Origin of the sequence: Streptomyces sp. ISL-12 (genome assembly GCF_018614415.1) — a bacterium.
Taxonomy (GTDB): domain Bacteria; phylum Actinomycetota; class Actinomycetes; order Streptomycetales; family Streptomycetaceae; genus Streptomyces.
The window spans coordinates 16,626-27,880 of record NZ_JAGGOO010000094.1 but is presented as its reverse complement, the minus strand read 5'-3'; the positions used below and the strand labels follow the sequence as shown (position 1 = coordinate 27,880).

The 11,255-nt window shown below is 74.2% G+C and carries 11 protein-coding genes; 6 read left to right on the top strand and 5 right to left on the bottom strand.

The window, feature by feature from the left end:
- The first annotated feature begins 53 nt into the window (after positions 1–53).
- Together J7I94_RS24920 and J7I94_RS24915 are read left to right on the top strand one after the other, a co-directional pair.
- A complete protein-coding gene (locus J7I94_RS24920; protein WP_215170217.1) occupies positions 54–716 on the top strand; it encodes a hypothetical protein in 663 nt (220 codons plus the stop codon).
- A gap of 10 nt (positions 717–726) precedes the next feature.
- Complete coding sequence (locus tag J7I94_RS24915; RefSeq protein WP_251075686.1) at positions 727–1,815, top strand: GNAT family N-acetyltransferase; 1,089 nt, start codon at positions 727–729, stop codon at positions 1,813–1,815.
- Here J7I94_RS24915 and J7I94_RS24910 read toward each other — a convergent pair.
- Positions 1,797–2,099, bottom strand: a complete 303-nt coding sequence (locus tag J7I94_RS24910) for a DUF4031 domain-containing protein (RefSeq protein ID WP_215170214.1) — start codon at positions 2,097–2,099, stop codon at positions 1,797–1,799. The two genes, J7I94_RS24915 and J7I94_RS24910, sit on opposite strands and share 19 nt — an antisense overlap.
- Positions 2,096–2,482 carry a hypothetical protein gene (locus J7I94_RS24905; protein WP_215170212.1) on the bottom strand — a complete coding sequence of 129 codons (387 nt, stop codon included), beginning with the start codon at positions 2,480–2,482 and terminating at the stop codon, positions 2,096–2,098. The genes J7I94_RS24910 and J7I94_RS24905 overlap by 4 nt, the downstream gene beginning before the upstream one ends.
- A 54-nt stretch (positions 2,483–2,536) precedes the next feature.
- On the opposite strand from J7I94_RS24905, the gene J7I94_RS24900 reads away from it, so the two are divergent.
- The 4 genes from J7I94_RS24900 (at position 2,537) to J7I94_RS24885 (ending at position 6,526) form a co-directional block, all read left to right on the top strand.
- On the top strand, positions 2,537–3,481 hold the full coding sequence (locus J7I94_RS24900) for a MurR/RpiR family transcriptional regulator (protein ID WP_215170211.1): 945 nt from the start codon (positions 2,537–2,539) through the stop codon (positions 3,479–3,481).
- Between the two features lie 100 nt (positions 3,482–3,581).
- The gene (gene murQ, locus J7I94_RS24895; RefSeq protein ID WP_215170209.1) at positions 3,582–4,508 is read left to right on the top strand and encodes an N-acetylmuramic acid 6-phosphate etherase; all 927 of its coding nucleotides are present in this window, start codon (positions 3,582–3,584) and stop codon (positions 4,506–4,508) included.
- A 16-nt stretch (positions 4,509–4,524) separates the two neighbouring features.
- A complete protein-coding gene (locus J7I94_RS24890; protein ID WP_215170206.1) occupies positions 4,525–6,012 on the top strand; it encodes a PTS transporter subunit EIIC in 1,488 nt (495 codons plus the stop codon).
- Positions 5,960–6,526 carry a hypothetical protein gene (locus J7I94_RS24885; RefSeq protein WP_215170204.1) on the top strand — a complete coding sequence of 189 codons (567 nt, stop codon included), beginning with the start codon at positions 5,960–5,962 and terminating at the stop codon, positions 6,524–6,526. The genes J7I94_RS24890 and J7I94_RS24885 overlap by 53 nt, the downstream gene beginning before the upstream one ends.
- Positions 6,527–6,535: 9 nt before the next feature.
- On the opposite strand, the gene J7I94_RS24880 is transcribed toward J7I94_RS24885, so the two are convergent.
- From J7I94_RS24880 to groL, 3 genes are all read right to left on the bottom strand, one after another.
- Positions 6,536–8,086, bottom strand: a complete 1,551-nt coding sequence (locus J7I94_RS24880; protein WP_215170202.1) for a carboxylesterase/lipase family protein — start codon at positions 8,084–8,086, stop codon at positions 6,536–6,538.
- Positions 8,087–8,164: 78 nt separating this feature from the next.
- Positions 8,165–9,283, bottom strand: a complete 1,119-nt coding sequence (locus tag J7I94_RS24875) for an NADH:flavin oxidoreductase (RefSeq protein WP_215170200.1) — start codon at positions 9,281–9,283, stop codon at positions 8,165–8,167.
- A 235-nt stretch (positions 9,284–9,518) separates the two neighbouring features.
- A complete protein-coding gene (gene groL, locus J7I94_RS24870; protein ID WP_215170198.1) occupies positions 9,519–11,144 on the bottom strand; it encodes a chaperonin GroEL in 1,626 nt (541 codons plus the stop codon).
- Between the last annotated feature and the right edge of the window lie 111 nt (positions 11,145–11,255).

Sequence of the window (11,255 nt, the reverse complement as noted above, 5' to 3'; positions counted from 1 at the left end):
CAAACGACAGGCCCTAGGGGGGCTTCGGCGCCCGGTCACGGGAGAATGGGCACATGGCCGACCTCGACGACCTCCGCGCCCGCTGGCTGCGCGCCCTGCTCCCCGCGCGGGACGGCGCCTGCTTCCCCGAGCCGTACCGGTACGCCGACGCGCTGCTGCGCCGCTGGTCGGAGCCGCAGCGCCGCTACCACACCGTCGAGCACCTGACGGCGGTCCTGGACCACATCGACACGCTCCAGGAGTACGCCGACGACCCCGACGTCGTCCGACTCGCCGCCTGGTTCCACGACGCGGTCTACCTGCCGGAGCGGTCGGAGAACGAGGAGCGGTCGGCGCGGCTCGCCGAGCGCGCCCTGCCCGAGGCCGGGGTCGGACCGGAGGTGACCGCCGAGGTGGCCCGGCTCGTCCGGCTGACCGTCACCCACGACCCGGCCGGCGACGACCGGAACGGGCAGGTGCTGTGCGACGCCGACCTGGCGATCCTCGCCGCGCCGCCGTCGGCGTACGCCGCCTACACCGCGGCCGTCCGCCAGGAGTACCACTTCGTGCCGGACGACGCCTTCCGCGCCGGCCGGGCGGCGGTCCTGCGCCAACTCCTCGACCTGCCCCGGCTGTTCCGGACGCCGTACGGGCAGGGTGAGTGGGAGGCGACCGCCCGGTACAACCTCGCCGGAGAGCTGGAAATGCTGTCGCCGGACGGCTCCCCGGCCCCGTAGCCTGCCCGCCATGCGGAACACGGGCGAGCTGGGCGGGGAACAGGTGGAGGCGGCCGTCGCGGGCGCCGTGGCGGTGCTGGGCACGGTGGCGGACCGGGACTGGGAGGCGGTGCGGGCCGGGCGGCTGGAGTGGAACTGCCGGGAGACAGCCACGCACATCGCGGAGGATCTCCTCGCCTACGCGGGCCAGTTGGCCGGGCGGGCCGCCGACGCCTACGTCCCCTTCGAGCTCGCCCTGGACGAGGGCACCGGCAACGAGGGCCTGCTCCACGTCGTCCGGACCACCGGCGCGCTGCTCGCCGCCACCGTCCGCACCACGCCCCGCGACGTCCGCGCCTTCCACCCGTACCCCTTCCGGGACGCGAACCGGGACGGCTTCGCCGCCATGGGGGTCGCCGAAGTACTGCTGCACGCCCACGACATGGCCACCGGCCTCGGGGTGGCGTACGAGCCGTCCGCCGAGTCGTGCGCGTACGTCCTGACGCGGATCTTCCCGCACGTGCGGCCCGGCACCGACGCCTGGCGCACGCTGCTGTGGGCCACCGGGCGGGGCGAGTTGCCGGGCCGGGCCCCGGTGACCGGGTGGAAGTGGTGCAACAACCTGGTGCTCCCGGCCGAGCGGCTCGTCCTGGAGGGCATCACCCCGGCCGCCGCGAACGACCTTGCCCTCGGCGGCGACGGCGGCTTCCCCTGGGCCGGGGGCGGGCCGGTCGACGGCACGCGCGAAGGCGCCGGGATGGTGGTGAAGGCGTACGAAGGGGGCGTGCACCGGCCGGAGTGGGGGATGTACGCGCTGGTGCGCCGTACGGACGGACTGGCGGTCGGCGCGATGGGCTTCCACGGGGCGCCCGACGAGGACGGCCGGGTGGAGGTCGGTTACGACCTCGTCGAGGCGGCCCGCGGCCACGGGTACGCCACCGAGGCGCTGCGCGCGCTGTCGGGGTGGGCGCTGGCCCGGCCCGGTGTGAGCCGCGTCTTCGCCCGCACCGAGCCGGACAACCACGACTCGCAGGCGGTGCTGGAGCGGGCCGGTTTCACCCGGGTGCCGACGGAGGACCCGGCGGACGCGGAACTGTTCGCCTACGAGCTGCGGGGCTGACCCGGCTGCCCCCCGGCCGCCCGCGCGCCGCGCTTGGGGCGGCGCAGCCCCGCCCCGCGCAGCAGCCGCACCACCTCGCGGCTGCTCACCTCCAGCGCGCCGGCCCGTACGGCGTCCGCGTACCGGTGGGCGGGGAGGTCGTAGTGGTCGCGGTCGAAGGCCCGGCGGGGCACGTCCAGGCGGCTCGCGAAGGCGTGCAGTTCGTCGTAGGAGACGTCGCTGACCAGGTGGGACCACAGCCGCCCGTGGCCGGGCCAGGTCGGCGGATCGACGTAGACGGTCACGAGGAGGCCCCCGGGCCGCCGAGGGCCGTGCCCAGCGAGCCCACCGCGGCGACCTTGACGCCCGCCTCGGAGCACACCCAGTGCGGGTCGGGACCCAGCTCCGGCTCGATGTCCAGGGCGTGCGGGTCACCGGAGCCGCACACCGGGCACAGCGGCCAGCGGCCGTACCGCTCCAGCAGCGCGTCCTGCACGTCCTGCGCGACCAGCCCCGCCACGAACGGGGCGCCGTCGGGCCACTGCTCGATCCACCAGCGCCGCTGCACGACGGACTCCTCGACGAGCGAGACGACGTCCGCCTCGGCGACCTCGCCCGCGACGAGGTCGGCGAGGACCAGGGCGCGGGCGGCGTGCAGCGCCTGTTCCAGGGGGCTGATGGGGTTCATGCACCCATTGTGCGCACTCTTGCCCTGGCACCGGAACGAAAATATCTTTCACCTATGACTGACGGGGTGAAGGAAACTGCCGGTGCGCCATCCGCGCGGCCCGCGCCACCCGCGCCACCCGCGCCCGCCGCGCTCGCCGCGAAGGTACGCACCCTGGCGCCGTCCATGACCCGCTCCATGCAGCGGGTCGCCGAGGCCGTCGCGCGGGACCCGGCGGGCTGCGCCGCGCTCACGGTCACCGGACTCGCCGAGCTGACCGGCACCAGCGAGGCGACCGTCGTACGCACCGCCCGCCTGCTCGGCTACCCCGGCTACCGCGACCTGCGGCTCGCCCTCGCCGGGCTCGCCGCGGCGCAGCAGTCCGGGCGGGCGCCCGCCATCACCACCGACATCGCGGTGGACGACCCGATCGCCGACGTCGTCGCCAAGCTCGCCCTCGACGAGCAGCAGACCCTCGCGGACACGGCGGCCGGCCTGGACACCGCCCAGCTCGGCGCGGCGGTCACCGCGCTCGCCGCCGCCCGGCGCACCGACGTGTACGGCATCGGGGCGTCGGGGCTGGTCGCCCAGGACCTCACCCAGAAGCTGCTGCGCATAGGGCTGATAGCCCACGCGCACTCCGATCCGCACCTCGCCGTCACCAACGCGGTGCAGCTGCGCGCCGGGGACGTCGCCGTCGCCATCACCCACTCCGGTTCGACCGGGGACGTCATCGAGCCGCTGCGGGTCGCCTTCGAGCGGGGGGCGACGACGGTGGCGGTCACGGGGCGGCCGGACGGGCCGGTGACGCAGTACGCCGATCACGTACTGACGACGTCCACGGCGCGGGAGAGCGAGCTGCGGCCGGCGGCGATGTCCTCCCGGACGGGGCAGTTGCTGGTGGTGGACTGTCTGTTCGTGGGGGTGGCGCAGCGGACGTACGAGGCGGCGGGGCCGGCGTTGTCGGCGTCTTACGAGGCGTTGGCCCATCGGCACGGGTCGGGGCGTCGCAGGGCCTGATCGTCGTGGGCGGCCGCGGGTTCGTCGTGGTCGCTCGCGCAGTTCCCCGCGCCCCTTTCCGGGCGCCATCGACACCGACGTTGAAAAGGGCTGTCTCTCCATGACCTCCATCCCCGACCTCCGTTACCAGCTCGACGCCCTCTCCACCGAAGCGTTCCGGCCGGACCTCGCCGAGATCGACCGGCTGCCCACCCTCGACATCGCCCGGCTCATGAACGGCGAGGACGCCGGGGTCGCCGCCGCCGTCGCCGCGCGGCTGGCCGAGATCGCCGCGGCCGTCGACGCCGTCGCCGTACGGATGGAGCGCGGCGGGCGGCTCGTGTACGCGGGGGCCGGGACCGCCGGGCGGCTCGGCGTGCTGGACGCCTCCGAGTGCCCGCCGACCTTCGACACGGCACCCGGGCAGGTCGTCGGCCTGATCGCGGGCGGACCGGACGCCCTGGTCACCTCCGTCGAGGGCGCCGAGGACTCCGCCGAGCTGGCCCGCGCCGACCTGGACGCACTCGGCCTCACCCCCGACGACACGGTGGTCGGCGTCTCCGCCTCCGGCCGCACCCCGTACGCCGTCGCCGCCGTCGTGCACGCCCGCGCGCTCGGCGCGCTCACCGTCGGGCTCGCCTGCAACGAGGGCAGCGCGCTGGCCGCCGCCGCCGAGCACGGCATCGAGGTCGTCACCGGACCCGAGCTGATCGCCGGCTCCACCCGGCTGAAGGCGGGCACGGCCCAGAAGCTGGTCCTCAACATGCTGTCGACGATCACCATGATCCGGCTCGGCAAGACGTACGGGAACCTGATGGTCGACGTCCGCGCCTCCAACGAGAAACTGCGCGCCCGGTCCCGGCGGATCGTCGCGCAGGCCACCGGCGCCGGGGACGAGGAGATCGAGCGGGCGCTGGACGCGGCCGGCGGTGAAGTGAAGCAGGCCGTGCTGATCCTGCTGGCCGGGGTCGACGGCCCGACGGCCGCCCGCCTTCTGGAGGACTCCGGCGGCCGGCTGCGCGCCGCGCTGGCCGCGACGGAGCGGTGAGCCGCAGGCTCGGGGGGTGCACAACGACCCCCGAGCCACCGCCACCGCCCTCCTCCCCCTGGTCGGCGGCCCCGCCAACGTCGTCTCCGTCGCCCACTGCGTGACCCGCCTGCGCCTGGTCCTGGCCGACCGGACCCGGGTGCGGGACGCCGAACTGCGGGCGCTGCCCGGCGTCCTCGGCGTGGTGGAGGACGGGGAGGCGTACCAGGTGGTGCTGGGGCCGGGGGTGGTCGGACGGGTGACGGAGGCGTTCGAGGCGCTGCTGCCGGGCGGGAGCGAGGACGCGGGAACGGGCGAGGGTGACACGGCCGACGCCCTCGCCCGGCGCGGAGCGGCGCTGAAGGCGCGGCAGAAGGAGCGCGACGCCACCCCGCTGAAGCGCGGGCTGCGGCGCGTGGCGAACGTCTTCGTCCCGCTCATCCCGGCCCTGATCGGCTGCGGCATGCTCGCCGGCGCGGCCGGCCTCCTGCGCAACCTCGGCCTGCTCCCCGGCCTCACCCCCGCCCTCACCTCCCTCTCCGCCGCCTTCATGGCGCTGATCGCGGTGTTCGTCGGGCACAACACGGCCCGCGAGTTCGGCGGCACCCCGGTGCTGGGCGGCGCGGTCGCCGCCGTCGTGGTCTACCCGGGCGTCGCCCAGGTCACCGCGTTCGGCGCCCCGCTCGCCCCCGGCCAGGGCGGCGTGCTCGGCGCGCTGGCGGCGGCGTTGCTCGGCACGTACGTCGAGAAGTGGTGCCGCGCCCGCCTCCCCGGCACCCTCGACGTCCTGCTCACCCCGACCCTGACCGTCCTGATCGCGGGCCTGACCACGCTGTACGTCCTGATGTACGCGGCCGGCGAGGTCGCGTCCGCCGTCGGCACGGCGGCGACCTGGCTGCTGACGACCACGGGCGTGCTGGCCGGCCTGCTCCTCGGCGGCCTCTTCCTCCCCCTGGTCATGCTCGGCCTGCACCAGGCCCTGATCCCCCTGCACACCACCCTCATCGACCAGCAGGGCCACACCGTGCTGCTGCCGCTGCTGGCCATGGCGGGCGCGGGCCAGGTCGGCGCGGCGGTCGCGGTCTACGTCCGGCTGCGCCACGACACGTCCCTGCGTACGACGATCAGGTCCGCGCTCCCGGCCGGCCTGCTCGGCGTCGGCGAACCCCTCATCTACGGCGTCTCCCTCCCCCTCGGCCGCCCGTTCCTGACGGCCTGCGTGGGCGGCGCGGCGGGCGGCGCGTTCGTCGGCCTGTTCGCGATGCTCGGCACCGAGGTCGGGGCGACGGCGATCGGCCCGTCCGGCTGGGCCCTGTTCCCGCTGCTCGCCGGGGACCGGGGGCTCGCGGTGACGGCAGCGGTCTACGGCGGCGGACTGCTGACGGGGTACGCCGCCGGCTTCGTGGCCACCTACCTCTTCGGCGGGCTGCGCGCACCGGGCGTTGTCAGTGCGGTGTGCGATTCTGAAGAACATGAACCACGCCCAGCTGACCGCCCTGGGCCGCGCCCTGCGTCTCCTCGGTGAGCACGGCGAGGCCCTGACCACCGACACCCCCGACGCCAAGCTGCACGAGATGCGGGTCGATCTGCGCCGCGCCCTGGACCTGCTGGAGGAGAGCGCGTCGACGACGGCCCCCAGCACGCGCTGCCCCGAGCATCCCAACGGGCCGGTGGACGAGGCCGCCCCCGACCTGTGCCTGCTGTGCGAGACCCGGCGCCGCTCCGCCCGCCGTGCCGAGTACGGGGGCGGCGGCCCCGCCCGCTCCCGTCCCGCCGAGCCGGTCCAGTCCCGCTACGGCCTGCGCGACGACCGTCCCCAGCCCCAGCAGCGCTGGCTCCCGGAGGCGTGGAACGGCCAGGCGTGGCAGCTGTGCGGCACCCCGCGCCGCGACCGCCGCGAGGCCGAGCTGTACCTCGCGGCGGAGCGCCGGGGCCCCCGCCCGGCCCTGGCGTACCGCCTCGTCCACGAGTTCACGGACTACGAGGTGCTGCGGGTGTGGGGGAACCCGGTCCGGACGGACATCGAACCGATGCCGTGACCCTCCCGGTCAGCCGTGCAGCGGCAGCACGCTGATCTCGTGCCCCTCCCACAGCCGCCGGGTCGTCTCCTCCGGGTAGGGGACGACGGCGGGCTCGGCGTCGAGGACCTGCACGAGCCGCCGTTCGGTGTCGTACGCGGGCCAGCCCGGGTCGCCGGTCCGGGCGAACGCGGTCCAGGACGCCCGGAAGCGGGCGGACAGCGCCAGCGCCACCTCGTCGGGCTCCGCCCCGGCGAAGAGCAGCGCGCCCAGGTCCGCGTCGAACGTGCCGAAGAGCAGCGGCAGGTCCAGCGCGTGGCAGGCGCCGAGTCCGCCGCCGTTGCCCGGCGCCGGCCAGGTCAGCTCGTAGGCGTGCGCCCGGCCGCCGCCTGCCAGGTGGGCCTCGGCCAGCCGCATCGTCGGCACGGCGAACAGCCAGTCCGTCTGCACCTTCTCGTACAGCTCCCCGGCGCCCGCGTCCGGGAAGGCGGCCCGGTACGCGGCCTCTCCTCCGGGGCCCGGCGCGTACATCCGCAGCGCGGACGCCGCCTGCTCCTCCCCGATCGTCCCGAGCTGTCCGCCCATGGCGACGAAGAGCCGGAACTCGTCGCGGTTGTGCCCGACGACCAGGTCCACGTCCCGCGACGCCCCGTCGGCCAGCGCCCGCCAGGGCAGGACCGGCAGGACGTCACCGTCGACGACGGGCGAGTACGGCGTCACCGTCGGCGCGGCCTGCCCCCAGCGGCCGGTGTACCCGGGCATCTTCGCGGCCAGCGTCTGCCCCGCCCCGACCAGCCGGTCGGGGTCCACGGTCGCGAGGTCGGCGACGGTCGGGCGCAGCCCCGCCTCGGCGGCGAGGGCGGCGCCGATGTCCCGGGCCAGTTCGTCGGAGAAGAACGTGCCCGGCACGCTCTGCGCGATCGCCCGCCGGAACAGGCCGTCCGCCCTGTCCATGGCCAGCAGCGCGGCGATCGAACCGGCGCCCGCCGACTCCCCGAAGACGGTGACCCGCCCCGGGTCCCCGCCGAACCCCTCGATGTTGTCCCGGACCCACTCCAGCGCGGCCACCTGGTCGAGCAGCCCCCGGTTGGCGGGCGCGCCGTCGATCCGGGCGAACCCTTCCATCCCCACCCGGTAGTTGAAGGTGACGACGACCAGGTCGCCGTCGGCGGCTATCCGGCGGGCGTCGTAACCGGGGCTGCCGCCGTGCCCGAGCTTGTAGGCGCCGCCGTGGATCCACACCATCACCGGACGGCGGGCGGCCGGATCGGCGTCGGGCGTCCAGACGTTGACCGTCAGCCAGTCACCGTCGCCGGACCCGGCCGCCGCCTGGCCCGGGACCAGCAGGTCCTGCGGGGGCGGCGGACCGAAGGCGTACGCCTCCCGGACGCCGTCCCACGCCTCGGCCGGGCGCGGCGCGGCGAACCGTGCCTCTCCGACCGGCGGCGCGGCGAACGGGATGCCGCGGAAGACGGTGAGACCGTCCTCCCGGCGTCCGCGCACCGCGCCGCCGGTGGTGCCCACCACGGCCCCGCTGCCCCCGCTGACTCCGCTGCCCCCGCTGACCTGTGTGTCCGTCATCGACCACTCCTGACTGGTTACCGTCGGCCGTACGCCAGTTGGTGATCTCACCGACCCTACGCCCCGTCGGGCACCGGCTCAGCTCAGGGTCTTCAGCGCCGCCGGGTCGAACGGGGCCAGCTCGTCGAGACGGCCGGACAGCACCTTCTCGGCCCACCGCGGGTCCTGGAGCAGCGCCCGGCCGACGGCGACCAGGTCGAACTCGTCGCGCTCCAGCCGGTCCAGCAGCTCGTCGAGGCCCTTGACCGCCGCGCCCTCGCCCGTGAACGCCTTGCCGAACTCGCCGTCGAGCCCCACCGAGCCGACGGTGATGACGGGCTTGCCGGTCAGCTTCTTCGTCCAGCCCGCGAGGTTGAGGTCGGAGCCGTCGAACTCCGGCAGCCAGTAGCGCCGCGTGGACGCGTGGAAGGCGTCGACACCGGCGGCGGCGAGCGGCGCGAGGATCGCGTCCAGCTCCTCGGGGGTCCGGGCGAGACGGGCGCCGTAGTTGTCCGACTTCCACTGCGAGAACCGGAAGATGACGGGGAACCGCGCCGAGACCCGCTCCCGCACCGCCGCCACGATCTCCGCGGCGAACTTCGTACGGGCCACCGGGTCGCCGCCGTAGGCGTCGGTACGGCGGTTGGTGCCCTCCCACAGGAACTGGTCGACGAGGTAGCCGTGGGCCCCGTGGATCTCGACCCCGTGGAACCCGATGCGCTCGGCGTCGGCGGCGGCCTGCGCGAACGCCGCGACCACGTCGTCGATGTCCTGCTGCGTCATCGCCTTGCCGGTGGCCTCGTCCGCCCCGAGCCGCAGCCCGGACGGCCCGACGGCCGGGGCGTCGGCGAACGGCGGCTCCCCGTCGTTGCGCACCATCCCGATGTGCCACAGCTGCGGCACGATCGCGCCGCCCGCCGCGCGCACCGCCTCGGCGACCTTCGCCCACCCGGCCAGCTGCTCCTCACCGTGGAACCGCGGCACGCTGTCGCTCTGCCCGGCGGAGGGATGACCGACGTACGTCCCCTCCGTGACGATCAGTCCGACACCGGCGGCGGCGCGGCGGGCGTAGTACGACACCACGTCCTCGCCCGGGACACCGCCCGGCGAGAACATGCGGGTCATCGGCGCCATCGCGATGCGGTTCGGCACGGTCAGGCCGTTGATCGTGGTGGGCCGGGAGAGGATCTCGGCGGCGCGGGAGGCGGCGTCGGTCACGGAGGGCTCCTATGTCGGGAGGGTGGAACCGGACGGTATGTGCACACGCATACAACGCGCGCCCTACGCACAACCCGTCTCCCCGCTCACGGCATTCCCGCCGTCTCCTGTCCGTGACCCGGTTCACAGTGACCGTCGGGGCCACGGAAAAACGCCCGAGGGCGGCACCCCCTGTCGGAACAACAGGAGGCGCCGCCCTCGGAACGAAGGACGCTCGATCAACCCTCGGGGTCGATCAGAAGTCCATGTCACCGCCCGGCATGCCGCCGCCGGCCGGGGCGGCGCCCGCCTTCTCCGGCTTGTCGGCGATGACGGCCTCGGTGGTGAGGAACAGCGCGGCGATGGAGGCGGCGTTCTGCAGGGCGGAGCGGGTCACCTTCGCCGGGTCGATGATGCCCTCGGCGATCATGTCGACGTACTCACCGGTCGCGGCGTTCAGGCCGTGGCCGACGGTGAGGTTGCGGACCTTCTCCACGACGACGCCGCCCTCGAGACCACCGTTGACGGCGATCTGCTTCAGCGGGGCCTCCAGCGCGAGCTTCACGGCGTTGGCGCCGGTCGCCTCGTCGCCGTCCAGCTCCAGCTTCTCGAAGACCTGGGAGGCCTGGAGCAGGGCCACGCCACCACCGGCGACGATGCCCTCCTCGACGGCCGCCTTGGCGTTGCGCACGGCGTCCTCGATGCGGTGCTTGCGCTCCTTGAGCTCCACCTCGGTGGCGGCACCGGCCTTGATGACCGCGACGCCGCCCGCGAGCTTGGCCAGGCGCTCCTGGAGCTTCTCGCGGTCGTAGTCCGAGTCGCTGTTCTCGATCTCGGCGCGGATCTGGTTGACCCGGCCGGCGACCTGGTCGGCGGAGCCGGAGCCGTCGACGATGGTGGTCTCGTCCTTGGTGATGACGACCTTGCGGGCGCGGCCCAGGAGGTCCAGGGTCGCGTTCTCCAGCTTGAGGCCGACCTCCTCGGAGATGACCTCGCCGCCCGTGAGGATGGCGATGTCGCCGAGCATGGCCTTGCGGCGGTCGCCGAAGCCCGGGGCCTTGACGGCGACGGACTTGAAGGTGCCGCGGATCTTGTTGACGACCAGGGTCGACAGGGCCTCGCCCTCGACGTCCTCGGCGATGATCAGCAGCGGCTTGCCCGACTGCATGACCTTCTCCAGGAGCGGGAGCAGGTCCTTGACGTTGGAGATCTTGGAGTTGGCGATCAGGATGTACGGGTCGTCGAGGACGGCCTCCATACGCTCCATGTCGGTGGCGAAGTACGCCGAGATGTAGCCCTTGTCGAAGCGCATACCCTCGGTGAGCTCCAGCTCCAGACCGAAGGTCTGGGACTCCTCGACGGTGATGACGCCTTCCTTGCCGACCTTGTCCATGGCCTCGGCGATCAGCTCGCCGATCTGGGTGTCGGCGGCGGAGATGGAGGCCGTGGAGGCGATCTGCTCCTTGGTCTCGACGTCCTTCGCCTGCTCCAGGAGGGCGGCGGAGACGGCCTCGACGGCCTTCTCGATACCGCGCTTCAGAGCCATCGGGTTGGCGCCGGCCGCCACGTTGCGCAGACCCTCGCGCACCAGGGCCTGGGCGAGAACGGTCGCGGTGGTCGTACCGTCACCGGCGACGTCGTCCGTCTTCTTGGCGACTTCCTTGACCAGCTCGGCGCCGATCTTCTCGTACGGGTCCTCGAGCTCGATCTCCTTGGCGATGGAGACACCATCGTTGGTGATCGTGGGGGCGCCCCACTTCTTCTCGAGGACGACGTTGCGGCCCTTGGGGCCGAGCGTCACCTTGACGGCGTCCGCGAGCTGGTTCATGCCGCGCTCGAGGCCGCGCCGCGCCTCCTCGTCGAACGCGATGATCTTGGCCATGTGAAGTGGTCCCTCCAGGACTGGGGGTGATTCCTTCGGACCGCGCCCGCGCCCGCGACGGACGGCTCGCCGGCCTCGTGGTTCCTTCCCCACGGCGGCCCGCGGGCCTCA

What these genes read in the sequence shown, in the direction of transcription:
- J7I94_RS24920 (WP_215170217.1), top strand. Translation starts at nt 54, where the DNA reads ATGGCCGACCTCGACGACCTCCGCGCCCGCTGGCTGCGCGCCCTGCTC.
- J7I94_RS24915 (WP_251075686.1), top strand. Translation starts at nt 727, where the DNA reads ATGCGGAACACGGGCGAGCTGGGCGGGGAACAGGTGGAGGCGGCCGTC.
- J7I94_RS24905 (WP_215170212.1), bottom strand. Translation starts at nt 2,482, where the DNA reads ATGAACCCCATCAGCCCCCTGGAACAGGCGCTGCACGCCGCCCGCGCC.
- J7I94_RS24900 (WP_215170211.1), top strand. Translation starts at nt 2,537, where the DNA reads ATGACTGACGGGGTGAAGGAAACTGCCGGTGCGCCATCCGCGCGGCCC.
- murQ (WP_215170209.1), top strand. Translation starts at nt 3,582, where the DNA reads ATGACCTCCATCCCCGACCTCCGTTACCAGCTCGACGCCCTCTCCACC.
- J7I94_RS24885 (WP_215170204.1), top strand. Translation starts at nt 5,960, where the DNA reads ATGAACCACGCCCAGCTGACCGCCCTGGGCCGCGCCCTGCGTCTCCTC.
- J7I94_RS24880 (WP_215170202.1), bottom strand. Translation starts at nt 8,086, where the DNA reads ATGACGGACACACAGGTCAGCGGGGGCAGCGGAGTCAGCGGGGGCAGC.
- groL (WP_215170198.1), bottom strand. Translation starts at nt 11,144, where the DNA reads ATGGCCAAGATCATCGCGTTCGACGAGGAGGCGCGGCGCGGCCTCGAG.